This window comes from Streptomyces sp. NBC_01304 (genome assembly GCF_035975855.1).
GTDB lineage: Bacteria > Actinomycetota > Actinomycetes > Streptomycetales > Streptomycetaceae > Streptomyces.
Genome location: NZ_CP109055.1, coordinates 8,981,221 through 8,995,735, shown reverse-complemented (window position 1 = coordinate 8,995,735; position 14,515 = coordinate 8,981,221). Strand labels below are relative to the sequence as shown.

Genomic DNA, 14,515 nt, shown 5'->3' with positions numbered 1-14,515 from the left:
GAGAACGTGTGGCCAGGCGACCACTCCCTCGCATTCTGACCAGCGGCAGCGCATCGATCGCCCGAGGCAGGGCCTCGATCACGCGCAGCCGGGAGCTGGCGCGTACGGCCGCCGACAGCGCCACCGATGTCCTCCACCCGCTGATCACGATCACACGCGGACTGCGCCGCCTCGCCGGAGCCGGGCGGCGCAAGTGGACCGAGACCCCCAAGGACCGGCGCGGTCCACTGCTGTTCCTGGTGGCCTCGTGCGTCCTCGTCGTGGCGCTCATCCCGTACGGTCCGATCCTCGCGCTCGTCTCCCTCATGGGGGCGGCCGCGTGGAAGGGCCGTGACGTCCGCGAAGAGGAGCCGACGGGTCCCGACGAGGCGCAGACGGCACGGCTGCAGGCGCTCTACGAGGCGCTCGTGCCCTACTTCTCGGTGGCCGAGGACCCGAGCCCGCTCTACGCCCACGGCGGCGAGTGGGACAAGGCCTTCGGCGACTTCGCGTTCGACGGGAACGGCCGCATCACCAGCCTGGTGCTGCGCTACCCGGCCTACTTCACCGATGGCGAGGCCTCGTCCCGGGCCCGCATCGAGCAGCTGCTGCACGCCAAGTCGGGGCGGGGGCGCGAATACCACTTCGCGTGGGACGAGGAGGGCAACCAGCTCTCCGTCACCGTCCTGCCCCCGCTGCCCACGGACATCGCCGCCCAGCGGTTCGTGACGTCCCCCGGCGAGACCGTGCTCGGCTTCACCGACGGGACCGCCGTGCAGCGCACGCTGCCGGTGGCCGACGGCGACGACCGGCGCGATGTGCCGCCGGTGGTCTGGCGCACCGGGATCCGCTCCACCGAGCCTCATCTGCTGGTCGTGGGCCAGCCGGGCAGCGGCACCACGACTCTGATGCGCTCTATCGCCCTGCAGGCCCTGCAGCACGGCGATCTGCTGATCGTCGAGGGCAGCGGAACGGGTGAGTACGCCTGCCTGACCGGCCGCAGCGGCGTCCTCGCCGTCGAGTGCGGACTGGCCGGGGCGCTCGCCAGCCTGGAATGGGCGGCGCACGAGACCGAGCGCCGGCTGATCGCGGCCAACCGGGCCCGGCAGGCGGGCCAGGCGCCGCCGGAGGACACCCGGCGTCCGCTGTGGATCCTCCTCGACCGCCCGAGCGCGCTCGGCCACCTGGCCGCGGCGGACGGGCGCAGCGATCCGCAGGCGCTGCTGCAGGTGCCGCTGCGGCACGGCAGGGCGGCCAATGTGACCGTCGTGGTGGCCGAGCAGTTCGACAGCGTGGACGCGCTCAGCGATGCGGTACGTCAGCACACCCGCGCGCGCGTGGTGCTCGGCCCCGCCTCCCCGGCGCACGTCCAGGCCGTGCTCGGCATCGAGCCGCACACGACGCCCACGCCCGAGGTGCCGCCGGGCCGGGGCTACGCCCGCCTGGGCACGGGTCCGGCGCTCCGGCTGCAGGTCCCGGCCACGCCCGACCCGTTCGACGACGCGACCAGCGAGGCCCACCGGCAGGCGGTCCTGGAACTGCTGCCGCCGCACAGCGGGCCGGTGGCGGATGCGGAGCCCGCGGTGGTGGCCGCGGAGGGCTGAGCGAATCCGTCGGCCGGTCCGGGGTGTCCGAGGACCCCCCCGGACCGGCCGCTTCACGTCACGTCACGCCACGAACGTCCGCGGCTCGGCACCCGTCCCCGCCCCGGACACCACCAGCCGGGCAGCGGCCGCGAGCCGCGACGCCGCCTCGTCGGCCAGCGGCCCGCCCACCGTGAACGGCAGCCGCACATACCCCTCGAAGGCCCCGTCCACCCCGAACCGCGGCCCCGAGGGCACCCGCACCCCGACCCGCTCCCCCACCTCGGCAAGGCGCGACCCTGACAGCCCGCCCGCGCGCACCCACAGCGTCAGGCCGCCGCCGGGCACCTCGAACTCCCAGTCGGGCAGCTCCCGGCGCACCGCGGCGACCAGCGCGTCCCGGTTCTCCCTGGCCTGGATCCGCCGAAGGTCGACCGCGGCCTGCCAACCCCCCGTACTGAACAGCCAGTTGACCGCGAGCTGCTCCACGACGGGCGTACCCAGGTCCGCGTACGCGCGCGCCGCAACCAGCGACCGGACCACGTCGGGAGCCGCCCGCACCCAGCCGATGCGCATCCCCGCCCAGAAGGCCTTGCTCACCGAGCCGACCGTGATGACCGTGGAACCCGCCGGGTCGAAGGAACAGACGGGGCGCGGCAGTTCGAGCCCGGGATCGAGCCACATCTCGGACATCGTCTCGTCGACGATGAGCACCGTGCCCGCCCCGCGCGCCGCGTCCACGAGCTGGCGGCGCTGGTCGTCGTCCGGCAGCGCCCCGGTCGGGTTGTGGAAGTCGGCGACGACATAGGCCAGTCGGGGCGCCGCGTCCCGCAGCACCTGCCGCCAGCGGTCCAACTCCCAGCCGCTCAGCCCCTCCGCCATGGCCACGGGCACAAGGCGGGCGCCGGCCGCGCGCATGAGCTGGAGGATGTTGGCGTACGAAGGCGACTCGACGGCGATCCGCTCACCGCGCCCCGCGAACAGATGACAGATGGCGTCGATCGCGCCCATGGCCCCGGTGGTGACCATGATCTGCTCGGGCATCGTCGGAATGCCGCGCTCCGTGTACCGGTCGGCGATCATCTGGCGCAGCGCGGGCAGCCCGGCCGGGTAGTCGCCGTGCGTGTGGGCGTACGGCGGCAGCTCCTCGAGGGCGCCCTGCACGGCCCGGGTGAGCCAGGGCTCGGGGGCGGGCAGGGCGGCACAGCCGAGGTCGATCATGGAGCCGAGCGACTCGGGCGGCAGCGGTTCGAGGCCCCGCGCGGGCAGCGGATTTCCGGCCGGGACGGCGGTCCAACTCCCGGCTCCCCTGCGCGACTCCAGGAACCCCTCGCCGCGCAGCGCCTCGTACGCGGCGGCCACCGTCGTCCGGCTCACCGTGAGCGCCTGCGCGAGCTCGCGCTCGGCGGGCAGCCTCGCGGCGACCGGGACACGGCCCTCGAGGACGAGGAGCCGGATGCCGTCGGCGAGGGCCCGGTAGGCGGGCGGGCGGCGGGTGCCCGGGCCCGCGGGACGGTCTTCCTGTGACTTGATGAGTCGGGCAAGCTGGGTGGAGCCCACCGCAGAAGTCCACTGCGCCATGTCGACCAGTCCACCTTCCTCAAATTGGCCATGGTTGGCCACACATTCCAAGCCACAGAGTGGCATGGGTCGGGCCACTCACACCATCAGGGGGCACACCTTGTCCGCATCCGGGACCGCAACAGGGGCCACACCGACCCCGCCGCGCTCACGGCTCACCCGTCGTCTGCTGCAGCTGTACATCGGTCTGGCCCTGTACGGCGCGAGCTCGGCGCTGCTCGTACGTTCCGGCCTCGGCCTGGAGCCGTGGAACGTGCTGCACCAGGGGATCGCCGAGCGGACCGGGATGACCATCGGCGTTGTCTCGATCTTCGTCGGGGCTGCGGTCCTGCTCCTGTGGATTCCGCTGCGCCAGCGGCCCGGCCTCGGCACGGTCTCCAACGTCTTCGTGGTCGGCATCGCGATGGACGGCACGCTCGCGCTCGTTCCGGACGCACACGGTCTGGGGCTGCGCATCCCCCTCGTGGTCGGCGGCATCCTCCTCAACGGCGTCGCCACGGGCCTCTACATCTCCGCCCGTTTCGGCCCCGGCCCCCGGGACGGCCTGATGACCGGCCTGCACCAGGTCACCGGCCGCTCGATCCGGCTGATGCGCACCGCGATCGAGGTCGCGGTGGTGGCCACGGGCTTCGTACTCGGCGGCACCGTCGGCATCGGCACGGTCGCGTACGCGCTCGCCATCGGGCCGCTCGCCCAGCTCTTCCTACGGATGTTCGCCATCCCCTCGGCGGACGGCCGCAGCACCGTGGTCGCCGCCTCGCCACCGAAGCGGGCGATACTGCGGCGGTGAGCCCGCGCATACGCCACCCCTATCTGGACCACCCCGGACCGCTCGCCTTCGCCCATCGCGGCGGGGCGGCCGACGGCCTGGAGAACACCGCGGCCGCCTTCCGGCGCGCGGTCGACTCCGGCTACCGCTATCTGGAGACCGATGTGCACGCCACGGCCGACGGCCGGCTCGTGGCGTTCCACGACGCGACCCTCGACCGCGTGACGGACGCCGGCGGCCGCATCGCCGACCTGAAGTGGAGCGACGTGCGCCACGCGCGCGTGGCGGGCAGTGAGCCCATGCCGCTCTTCGAGGACCTCCTGGAGGCCTTCCCCGAGGCCCGCTGGAATGTCGACGTCAAGGCCGAGCCCGCCCTTCACCCCCTGCTCGACCTGATCCGCCGCACCGGCGCCTGGGACCGCGTGTGCGTCGGCTCGTTCTCCGAGGCCCGCGTCGCCCGGGCCCAGCGCCTGGCCGGTCCGCGCCTGGCGACCTCGTTCGGCACCCGGGGCGTCGTGGGCCTGCGGCTGCGCTCGTACGGCATCCCGGCCGCCCTGCGCCGCTCCGCCGTGGCCGCCCAGGTGCCGGAGAGCCAGTCGGGCATCCGCGTCGTCGACCACCGCTTCGTGAAGACCGCGCACGCCCTGGGTCTGCAGGTGCACGTCTGGACGGTCAACGACCGCGAGCGGATGGCCGCCCTCCTCGACCTCGGGGTGGATGGCATCATGACCGATCATCTCGGCACTCTGATCGAGGTGTTGAAGGAGCGCGGCGCCTGGGACTGACCCCGGTACCGGGGCGCTCGGGTCACGGGGACGGCAAGGGGACACGGGTGGGCGCGGACACCGTGGGGGCGACGGCTGAGGAAGGCGTCGCCGAACGGCGGCGGGAGCAGCGGGGCTGGTACGTCTACGACTGGGCCTGCTCGGTCTATTCGACGAGCGTGCTCACGGTGTTCCTCGGGCCCTATCTGACGTCGGTCGCCAAGGCGGCCGCCGACGCCGACGGCTTCGTGCACCCCCTGGGCATCCCGGTCCGCGCAGGCTCCTTCTTCGCGTACTCCGTGTCGGCGTCCGTGATCCTGTCGATCTTCGTGATGCCGCTGGCGGGTGCGCTCGCGGACCGCACGGGCCGCAAGAAGCCGCTGCTCGGAACGGCCGCCTACGTGGGCGCCGCCGCGACGGCCGGGATGTTCTTCCTGAGCGGCGACCGCTATCTGCTCGGCGGATTGCTGCTGATCGTCGCCAATGCCTCGCTCGCGGTCTCGATGGTGCTCTACAACTCCTTCCTGCCACAGATCGCCGAACCCGAGGAGCGCGACGCCGTCTCCTCGCGGGGCTGGGCCTTCGGCTACGCGGCCGGCGCCCTGGTCCTCGTACTGAATCTGGTGCTCTATTCGGCCCATGACAGCTTCGGCCTGTCCGAGGCGGCGGCGGTACGCATCTGTCTCGCCTCGGCCGGCGTGTGGTGGGGCGCCTTCACCCTGGTGCCGCTGCGCCGTTTGCGGGACCGCCGAGTGGCCGCGCACGAGGACGCCGCTCCGGTCGGCAGCGGGTGGCGGCAACTGATGACGACCCTGCGGGACATGCGCCGGCATCCCCTCACGCTGGCGTTCCTGCTGGCCTACCTCGTCTACAACGACGGCGTACAGACGGTGATCTCGCAGGCTTCGATCTACGGCTCGGAGGAACTGGGCCTGGAGCAGACCACGCTCATCGTCGCGGTGCTCCTCGTGCAGCTGCTCGCCGTGGCCGGGGCGCTCGGCATGGGACGACTCGCCCGGGTGTACGGCGCCAAGCGCACAATTCTCGGCTCGCTCGTGGCATGGACGCTGACGATCGGCGCGGGTTACTTCCTGCCCGCCGGGGCACCCGTGTGGTTCTTCGTCCTGGCCGCCGGGATCGGCATCGTCCTCGGCGGCACGCAGGCGCTCTCGCGCTCGCTGTTCTCGCATCTGGTGCCGCAGGGCAAGGAGGCCGAGTACTTCTCGGCGTACGAGATGAGTGACCGGGGCATGAGCTGGCTGGGCCCGTTGATCTTCGGTCTCACGTACCAGCTGACCGGCAGTTACCGGGACGCGATCGTGTCGCTTGTGGTCTTCTTCGTCCTGGGATTCCTGCTCCTGGCACGGGTCCCGGTACGGCGAGCGGTGCAGGCCGCGGGCAATCCCGTGCCGGACCGGATTTAGCCCCGGAAGGCAAAGGCCGGTAGTGTACGCCTTTGGCCTGCCAGGCGGAGCGTTACTGCACGTTAAAGAAGGCGAATCGCTGGGTGACATCTGCTTGCCAGATGTGACAAAGCGGGCGCTGGTGGGTACAACAAGGGGCGGCTACGACGGCGAGCATTACCCGTAACGGGAATCTTTCACGCCGACCGGACGTTGACCGGATGACGACGACAGCGACACCTGTCCTGTGGGCGACAAGCCCGGGAGGCACGATTCATGAGTGAGCGAGCTCTACGCGGCACGCGCCTCGTGGTGACCAGCTACGAGACCGACCGCGGCATCGACTTGGCTCCGCGCCAGGCCGTGGAGTACGCATGCGAGAAGGGCCATCGCTTTGAGATGCCCTTCTCGGTGGAGGCGGAAATCCCGCCGGAGTGGGAGTGCAAGGTCTGCGGGGCCCAGGCACTTCTCGTTGACGGCGATGGTCCCGAAGAGAAGAAGGGCAAGCCCGCGCGTACGCACTGGGACATGCTCATGGAGCGACGCACTCGCGAGGAGCTGGAGGAGGTCCTGGCCGAACGCCTGGCCGTCCTGCGCTCCGGTGCCATGAACATCGCGGTGCATCCGCGCGATACGCGCAAGAAGTCCGCGTAAGCCTGGCCGGCGACGGCGAGGTCTCAGCAACTGCCGGAGGGCGGTCCACACCTGGTGTGGGCCGCCCTCCGGCAGTTTTGCGTTCGCCTCGCGTTCGTAGTGGGGCTGGTCCCGGCGTTCGTAGTGGGGCCGGACCCGCGTCACGACACGGGGCTCCGCCCCGGCCCCCGCTCCTCAAACGCCGGAGGGGCTGATTTTTGCCGGACCTGCGGATGTGCCCCGGAAGGCGGCAGATCCAACCCAGAGGGGGAGGCGAGATTCCCGGGCGGACGGAGCCAGAGAACCAGCTTGACCGCTTACGGCGTCAGCGGCGGGCGCGGGCCCGGCTCCTGACGGGGCTGTGTGGCGTCCTCGCGGATGACCTCGCCCTGGACGACCTTGCCGTCCGGGCGGTGGATGCGCGCCTGCTGGAAGGCGTTCTCGAAGCTCCCCGGGGTCGCTGTGCTGAGCTTGCGCTCGAAGGTGCGCTGCGAGTACTTCCCGACCACCTTGCGGACCGGCGGCAGCAGGCAAAGCAGGCCGAGCGCGTCGGAGATCAGGCCCGGCAGCATCAGGAGCAGACCGCCGAGCATCGTCAGCCCGTTCCCGGTGCCCCGCTCGGGGGCCGTGGGCGGGACGCCGCTCTGTGCCTGCTGGAGCTGCTCGCTCAGGGTCTTGAAGGCCCGGCGGCCGGCCCGCTTGATGACCACGCTGCCCAGCACCACGCCCGCGAGGAGCAGCAGGAACACGGTCAGCCCGCCCGCGGCCGAGGCGACCACGGTCAGCAGCCAGATCTCCAGCACCAGCCAGGCGGCGATGCCGAGCGGCAGGAACGTACGCAGGCGGGAGCGCCGGGCCGGGCGGGCGTTCGGCGGCGGGGTTCCGGTCGTCATGACCCCAGTGTGCCGCGTAGGGCATCCGTGCGGCGTAAGGGGGTGATCATTTCGGGGGGCCGCCGGTGGGATCAGCGAGCGGGCTTCTTGTTGAGGGCGCGGCTCACGCGGCCCACGCGCTCCGTGACGCCCCAGGCGGTGACCCGCCACAGCGCCTCGACCAGGATGTCCTTGCTCATCTTGGAGTCGCCGTGCTCGCGCTCGACGAAGGTGATGGGCACCTCGACCACGTGGAAGCCGGCCTTGATCGCGCGCCGGGCCAGGTCGACCTGGAAGCAGTAGCCCTGCGAGGCGACCTGGTCGAGCCCGAGGCCCTGCAGGGTCTCCTTGCGGAACGCCCGGTAGCCGCCGGTGACGTCGCGCAGCGGGACGTCCAGGAGGGTCCGCGAGTAGAGGCTGCCGCCGCGGGAGATGAACTCGCGCGACTTGGGCCAGTTCACGACCCGTCCGCCGGGCACCCAGCGCGAGCCGAGCACCAGGTCGGCGCCCTTCAGCGCGGTGAGCAGCCGGGGCAGCTCCTCCGGCTGGTGGGAGCCGTCGGCGTCCATCTCGACGAGTACGCCGTAGCCGTTGTCGATGCCCCACTGGAAGCCCGCGAGGTAGGCGGCCCCAAGGCCCTCCTTGCCCCTGCGGTGCAACACGTGGACCTGGTCGTCCTCGGCCGCCAGCTCGTCGGCGAGCTTGCCGGTGCCGTCGGGGCTGTTGTCGTCCGCCACAAGGATGTGCGCCTCGGGCACCGCGGCCCGGACACGCCCGACGATCGGCTTGATGTTCTCCGCCTCGTTATAGGTCGGAATGATCACCAAAGCTGTGCCGAGCGGGCCGTACTGCCGCTCCCCGCCGTCCTTCACTGCTGCCCCTTAAGTCCGTACGCAGAGGGTCCACCATAGTGGGAGCGCCCTCGGGAGCAGCAGCTCCGGGGGTGGGGGTGTCGAAAGAGGCGGGCAGCCGCACGGAAATGCGCGTCGCGCGAAGTGCTGCGGATCGGGGCCCGGTGCCCTTCGGGCCGACCTGGGGCCCGCTGGCTGCGGGTCGACCGAAAGCCGTTGTCTACTGAGCGTCCGGGCCCCACCCGGGTCCCACCCGCCGGCCGGCGCGATCTGCCATGGTCCCCGAGCACGGGCGCTGGACCTGGCTCCCAGTGGTGGTGCGCCGGTGCGGCGCCCCACCCCCATGGCCCAGCGGTGTTCGACGGCTGCGTGCAGGTTCTCCGGTCGGACGTCCTGTGGTGGACCCGGCCGAACCTACCGGCCGCGGTCCGCCGTCTGTCAACAGTCGCCCGGCCTGCGGCGTTTTGCTCAATCAGCAGGTCAACGCGGAGGAAAACGCAGGTCGCGGATCAGCCCGGGACGTCAGCCCCGGGCGTCACGCCACTCTTCCGGATCACTCGTCCGGCCGTACGAAGACCGTCTGCCCGAACACCACGGTGCGCAGGCAGACCGGGAGTTGGCCGCCCGGGGTGAGGTCCGGCAGGCCCGGCGTCCCCGAGCGGGGGTCCGTGGACCAGCGGGCCACGCGGTCGTCGGGGGCCTGCACCACCAGCTCGTCCGCGCGCCACACCGCATAGTCCGCAGGCGCGCCCGGCACCAGGATGCCGGCGTCGTCACGGCCGACCACGCGCCAGCCGCCGCGCGTGTGGGCGGTGAACGCCGCGCGTACGGAGATCCGGTGCTCCGGCGTGTGGTGGAAGGCGGCCGCCCTGACGGTGCCCCACGGGTCGAGGGGGGTGACGGGGCTGTCCGAGCCGAAGGCCAGCGGAACGCCCGAACGCAGCATCACCGCAAAGGGGTTGAGGGTCCGGGCACGTTCGGCGCCGAGCCGCTCGGCGTACATGCCGTCCTCGCCGCCCCACAGGGCGTCGAAGGCCGGCTGGACGGATGCAGTGAGGCCGAGCTCCGCGAAGGCCGCGATGGTCTCGGGGGTGAGCATCTCGGCGTGCTCGACGCGGTGCCGGGCGGCGCGGACGCGGGGCAGGCTGACCTTCTCGGCGGCGGCGCGGACGCCCTCGACGACGGCGGTGACGGCCGCGTCGCCGATCGCGTGGAAGCCGGCCTGGAGGCCCGCCTCGGTGCACGCGACGACGTGCGCGGTGACCGCGTCGGCGTCGAGGTAGGCGGTGCCGGTGTGCGGCGCGTCGTCGTACGACTCGTGCAGGCACGCCGTGTGCGAGCCGAGCGCGCCGTCGACGAAGAGGTCGCCCGCCGCGCCCAGGGCGCCCAGTTCGCGGATGCGGTCGGCGTCGGCGGCGCTCGTGACCTGCTCGGCCCAGTAGCCGACGACGCGCGGGCCCGGCTCCTCGGCGGCAAGCCGGAGCAGCCCGGTGAGGTCGTCCTCGCTGGAGATGTCGGGGCCCGCGCACTCGTGCACCGAGCCGATCCCGAGGGATGCGGCGTGCCGCAGCGCGGTGCGCTGGGCGGCGTCGCGCTGGGCCCCGCTGACGGAGCCGTGGGCGGCGGCACGTACCGCGTGGTGGGCGTCCTGGGTGAGCGGTGCGTCGCCCTCCCAGCCGGCCTTGTCCGTGATGCCCGGGACCTGGTCGAGCAGGGCCGTGGTGACCACGGCGGAGTGCACGTCGATCCGGGTCAGGTAGAGCGGGCGGCCCTGGGCCGCCTCGTCCAGCTCGGCCCGCGACGGGGGCCGCCGCTCGGGCCAGCGCGCGGCGTCCCAGCCGTGGCCGAGGAGGACCTTGTCCGTCGGGTGGGCGGCGGCGTGGGCGCGTACGAGCGCAAGAGCCTCGTCGAGGGTGCGGGCGCCCGACAGGTCGAGGCCGGTGAGGGCGAGGCCGGTCGCCGTGGTGTGGACGTGGGCGTCGGTGAACGCCGGGGTGACCAGGGCCCCTTGGAGGTCGACGACCTCGTCGACGCCGTCCGAGAAGGCATCGGCGGCGCCTTCGGAGCCGACCCAGGCGACGTGGCCGCGCTCGACGACCATCGCGGTGGCGAAGGGGTCGGCCGGGCTGTGGATGTCTCCGCCGCGCAGCAGGACCGTGCGGTGGTCCGGCTCGGGAGGTGACGAAGGTGCGGAGGGGGTGACGCGCTGACTCATGGGGACCAGTCTGGCGCCTTCGCGGCACCGGTCCGTCCCTGGGGTCAGACCTGGGGCGGGCGCGCCTCGTACGGCGTGGACAGGACGACCGTCGTGCGGGTGGAGACGCCGGCCAGCGAGCGCAGCCTGGCGAGGAGGTCCTCCAGCTCCAGGGGCGTGGCGACGCGGACCTTGAGGATGTAGTTCTCGTCCCCGGCCACGCTGTGACACGCCTCGATCTCCGGCACTCCGGCGAGGCGTTCGGCGATGTCGTCGGGGGCGCTCGGGTCGAAGGGCTTCACCGAGATGAAGGCCGTCAGGGGCAGGCCGACGGCCTCGGGGTCGACGACCGCGGCATAGCCGCGGATGACGCCCCGCTGTTCGAGCCGGCGCACCCGCTGGTGCACGGCCGACGTGGACAGGCCCGTGGCCTTGCCCAGGTCGGTGTAGCTCATCCGCCCGTCCTTGACGAGCAGCTGCACGATCTGACGGTCGAGCTCCTCCATATGGCAGAACCTACAGGGCCGTGATCCCCGCGGACACCCGGGATCCGTACGGGCGAAGGTCCTTGGCGTCCCGGCGCAGCGGGGTCGAACGGCCGTTGTCCCGCTCTGGGGGTGATCGGACCATGTTGTACGGGCCCGGATCGACGGGCGGTACGGATGCCGGGAACGGCCGAACTGTGGGAACTCGAGGAAGCCGATGACCAAGCAGCGTGTGGCCCTGATCGCCATCGTCGCCCTATTCGTGGCGTGCGTGGGCTTCATCGCGTTCTGCGCGGAGCAGTACGCGGCCGTCGCCGGCGGCATCTGACCTCGGACGAGGCGCATCCGGCGGGCCCGCTCCGGGGTGGATCTTGGGTGGGTCTGTCGGCATCTGCAAGCAGCATGTGACGAACACCACAGGGCTGTTTCGGTGTGGGGCCGAACTGAGTGATTACCTCTGTGGCGTGGCGGGAAATGCTTGCTGTGGTCGAGGCCGCAGCGCCTTGTCGGCCCACCTGAGGGGGAGATCCCATGCAGAGTCTTAAGCGCCCCGGTCGCTCCGGTCGAAGTCGGCAGCACACCGCGGAGAACGCGGTCGAGCCCGAGTCGGAGGGCGTCGAACCCGGCGCATCCGCGGACGACGAGCTCGACGCGTACGACACCTTTGAGATGTACCGGGTGATCTGCCCGGACTGCGCTCAGCCCATCGCCCTTCTGGCGGACGAGGAAGTGCTGCCCGAGCACGCCAAGTGCCCCACTCCGTGGAACCCGTTCGGCCTGCAGGTGTGCTCCGGCACCGGCCGCCTCGCGGACGACGCGGAGCCCGCGGACGAGACGATGGAAGTCCAGGAGCAGGACACCGCCCTGCTGTTGACGCTCCCTCAGGGACTCGACTGGCGGACCCAGCCCTTCTCGCACGTGGGCGGTCCGGGCTCGCGCCCCATCAAGGTCACGCAGATGCGCCGCGCGGCCTGACGGCCGGCGGCGCACCCGACTGCGTACTTCAGCTCCGGCTCAACTCCAGTAGCTGCCCTGCACCATGGCCGCCAGCGAGGCGTGGTGCAGGATCAGCTTGTCCGGATCCTCCGGGACCGCGACCTCACCGAAGTGCACCTGCCGGTAGGCGACGCGCAGCATGACGACGGCGTGCCGCAGTGCGGCGTACAGCGTGTAGAAGTCCATGTCGCGCGGGGTGTGCCCGGTCAGTTCGGCATACCTGCGCTCGATGTCGTCGCGGCGCAGGAAGTCCGGCAGCCCCTCCTGGCCGAAGCTGACGGTCAAGTCCTGGAAGAAGCGGTGCAGATAGATCGTCCAGCCGAGGTCGACCTCGCGCGGGGCGAGTGCCGCCATCTCCCAGTCGAGGACGGCGGCCGGTTCGAAGCCGTCGTAGATGATGTTGCCGATCCGGGCGTCGCCCCAGTTGAGGACCGCCTCACCCTCGTCGTCGGGCCAGACCTCCTCCAGCCGGTCGAAGGCGGTCTCGATCAGAGGTGAGGCCGGGAGGTCCTTCACCACCCAGGCGTAGTAGGCCCGTTGGGCCGCGACATGACGGCGCAGCGTGCTGCCCTCACCGGGCAGGGCGAGGAAGTCGGCCTCGGTGACGGGGAATTGGTCGTGCAGCGCGGCGAGGACGCGGATGCTGGCCTCCTGCAGTCCGGCGCGTTCCTCGTCGCTCGCGGAGTGCAGCCAGTTGCCCTCGTAGGTGTACGGCATGACGTCGGGCGGCACGCGCCCGTCGACGCGCTCCATCACGAAGAAGGGCGCCCCGAGCGGGCCGGGGTCCTGCTCCAGCCAGCGCACCCGGGGCACCGGCAGGTCGGTGTGCTCGGCGACCAGGCTCATGGTGCGGTACTGCCGGTCCAGGTCGTAGACCGGGAAGATCGTGTACGCCGCCGGGTCGGCGGCGACCCGCAACGCGCAGGCCCGCAGCGGTGGTTCGGGGTGCTCGATGTCGAAGAGCAGGGTCTCGCTGGACATGCCGTTGGACTCGGGGACGGTGACTCCGGTGACCTTCGCGCCGGGCAGCCTGCCGTCGAGCCAGGCCGTGAGGCGCTGGGCGAGCTCCTCCGGGTCGCGGGTGGTGGTGCGGGGGCGGGGTGCCGTGGCCATGGTCGGACTCCTCTCAGGAACGCGGGCTCAGGGGGCGACCGAGTCGAAGCCGGTGAACCCGCTGGGGTCGTGCCGGCCGAAGCTGCCGTGCTCGAAGATGCCGTAGCCGATCCGCCCGTCGAGGGTGAACCGGGCGGCGTGGTCGATCACGCCGTACGCGGCCATCGGATGGGCCGACGGATCGGAGAGGTCGTAGCTGCGCCGGTCGCTCCAGCCGCGCCCCTTCCAGGTGCCGTGCTGCCAGTCGTCGGAGGGCGGATAGCCCGCGCCCACCGCGAGCGGGGACGAGGTGAGGACCTCGACGCCCAGCTCCAGGGGCTTGCGGTCGCGGTCGGTGAGGTGGATGACGGCGCGCTCGGGGTGGCGGCTGCCGGAGCGGTAGGCGATGTCGGCCTGGGGCCAGCCCAGTTGGACGTCGCGTTCCCCGTTGCGTACGAGCAGCGCCTCATTCAGCGTGCGGTGGCCGTCCGCGTCCTCCTGGACGATCACCATGACGAAGCGGTCGTCGAAGCGCATCGGCACCCAGAGCCAGTGGAAGCCCTCGGTCCGGTGCTCCTCAGCGCCGCGCCCGCCCTCCTCGCCGGGGATGGGCCGCACGCCCCAGCTGCGGTCGCGGGTGCCGGTCCACTCGCCGCGGGCGACGGGTATCTCCTCGCCGCCGATGCGGATGACGCCCTCGACGCTGCCGGCCTGTACGAAGCGGCGGCCTTCGAGGGTGAGGCGGTCGCCCTTGTGCTGCACGTGGTGCGGCTCCCAGGCGGCCGGGAAGTCGGCGCTCCAAGTGATGTCGTACGAGAGCGAGTCGGGCCCGTCGGCCTCGCAACTCAGGCGCAGTCGCTTGAGCGGTTCCTCGACGGTGATCTTCAGCGGGCCGACCGCGAGGTTCATGCGGTCCTCACCGAGGGCGTCCGAGGCGCGTACGGCATGGAGCGTGTCGCCCCTGCGCAAGGTGGCGTAGGCGTCGATCACCCCCATGTTGGGGTAGACCCCGAGGCCGAGGATGAGCAGGGCCCGGCCCTCGTGGTCGAAGAGGTGGAAGATGCACCGGTCGTAGGCGTTGCGGTCACCGGTGGCGACGTACTTCATCGACAGCGGGACCTGGTGGACCGGGTACTCGTCGAGCGGGACCGGGCGGTCGTCGGACACAGCAAACCCTCCCTGGACGCACAGTGGTTGGCGTCGCACGGAGGAGTACGCGGGCGTACCGGCCCCCCGGGCGGCGGAGTTGACGGTACGTCAGATCTCCGCCGGGAGGCCATACTCGTGTCACCGGTGGCTGCACACGGTCACGC

Annotated in this window: 13 protein-coding genes; 6 read left to right on the top strand and 7 right to left on the bottom strand. The window is 71.9% G+C overall.

Annotation, left to right across the window (positions count from 1 at the left end):
* Positions 1-8: 8 nt before the first annotated feature.
* Positions 9-1,583 carry a hypothetical protein gene (locus tag OG430_RS40045; protein WP_327357572.1) on the top strand — a complete coding sequence of 525 codons (1,575 nt, stop codon included), beginning with the start codon at positions 9-11 and terminating at the stop codon, positions 1,581-1,583.
* 63 nt (positions 1,584-1,646) lie between these two features.
* Here OG430_RS40045 and OG430_RS40040 read toward each other — a convergent pair whose 3' ends face one another.
* The gene (locus OG430_RS40040) at positions 1,647-3,143 is read right to left on the bottom strand and encodes an SCO1417 family MocR-like transcription factor (RefSeq protein ID WP_327357571.1); all 1,497 of its coding nucleotides are present in this window, start codon (positions 3,141-3,143) and stop codon (positions 1,647-1,649) included.
* A gap of 64 nt (positions 3,144-3,207) precedes the next feature.
* Between OG430_RS40040 and yczE the strand changes: the two genes are divergently transcribed.
* The 4 genes from yczE (at position 3,208) to OG430_RS40020 (ending at position 6,733) form a co-directional block, all read left to right on the top strand.
* A complete protein-coding gene (yczE, locus tag OG430_RS40035; protein WP_327357570.1) occupies positions 3,208-3,933 on the top strand; it encodes a membrane protein YczE in 726 nt (241 codons plus the stop codon).
* On the top strand, positions 3,930-4,697 hold the full coding sequence (locus OG430_RS40030) for a glycerophosphodiester phosphodiesterase (RefSeq protein WP_327357569.1): 768 nt from the start codon (positions 3,930-3,932) through the stop codon (positions 4,695-4,697). Before yczE ends, OG430_RS40030 begins: the two co-directional genes overlap by 4 nt.
* A 47-nt stretch (positions 4,698-4,744) precedes the next feature.
* Positions 4,745-6,100: an MFS transporter gene (locus OG430_RS40025; protein ID WP_327357568.1), complete on the top strand. Its 1,356-nt coding sequence runs from the start codon at positions 4,745-4,747 to the stop codon at positions 6,098-6,100.
* Positions 6,101-6,355: 255 nt separating this feature from the next.
* Positions 6,356-6,733: an RNA polymerase-binding protein RbpA gene (locus OG430_RS40020; RefSeq protein WP_327357567.1), complete on the top strand. Its 378-nt coding sequence runs from the start codon at positions 6,356-6,358 to the stop codon at positions 6,731-6,733.
* Between the two features lie 296 nt (positions 6,734-7,029).
* On the opposite strand, the gene fxsA is transcribed toward OG430_RS40020, so the two are convergent.
* The 4 genes from fxsA to OG430_RS40000 form a co-directional block, all read right to left on the bottom strand.
* Positions 7,030-7,605 (bottom strand): FxsA family membrane protein, encoded by a 576-nt coding sequence (gene fxsA, locus OG430_RS40015; RefSeq protein ID WP_327357566.1) that lies wholly within the window; start codon positions 7,603-7,605, stop codon positions 7,030-7,032.
* A gap of 71 nt (positions 7,606-7,676) precedes the next feature.
* Positions 7,677-8,456: a polyprenol monophosphomannose synthase gene (locus OG430_RS40010; protein ID WP_327357565.1), complete on the bottom strand. Its 780-nt coding sequence runs from the start codon at positions 8,454-8,456 to the stop codon at positions 7,677-7,679.
* Positions 8,457-8,988: 532 nt separating this feature from the next.
* A complete protein-coding gene (locus OG430_RS40005) occupies positions 8,989-10,650 on the bottom strand; it encodes an amidohydrolase (protein ID WP_327357564.1) in 1,662 nt (553 codons plus the stop codon).
* A gap of 44 nt (positions 10,651-10,694) precedes the next feature.
* Complete coding sequence (locus OG430_RS40000; protein ID WP_327357563.1) at positions 10,695-11,135, bottom strand: Lrp/AsnC family transcriptional regulator; 441 nt, start codon at positions 11,133-11,135, stop codon at positions 10,695-10,697.
* Positions 11,136-11,645: 510 nt separating this feature from the next.
* On the opposite strand from OG430_RS40000, the gene OG430_RS39995 reads away from it, so the two are divergent.
* On the top strand, positions 11,646-12,089 hold the full coding sequence (locus tag OG430_RS39995) for a hypothetical protein (RefSeq protein WP_327357562.1): 444 nt from the start codon (positions 11,646-11,648) through the stop codon (positions 12,087-12,089).
* Between the two features lie 39 nt (positions 12,090-12,128).
* On the opposite strand, the gene OG430_RS39990 is transcribed toward OG430_RS39995, so the two are convergent.
* Both OG430_RS39990 and OG430_RS39985 read right to left on the bottom strand, forming a co-directional pair.
* Positions 12,129-13,223 carry a phosphotransferase family protein gene (locus OG430_RS39990; RefSeq protein WP_327357561.1) on the bottom strand — a complete coding sequence of 365 codons (1,095 nt, stop codon included), beginning with the start codon at positions 13,221-13,223 and terminating at the stop codon, positions 12,129-12,131.
* 27 nt (positions 13,224-13,250) lie between these two features.
* Complete coding sequence (locus OG430_RS39985) at positions 13,251-14,369, bottom strand: hypothetical protein (protein ID WP_327357560.1); 1,119 nt, start codon at positions 14,367-14,369, stop codon at positions 13,251-13,253.
* Positions 14,370-14,515: the final 146 nt, after the last annotated feature.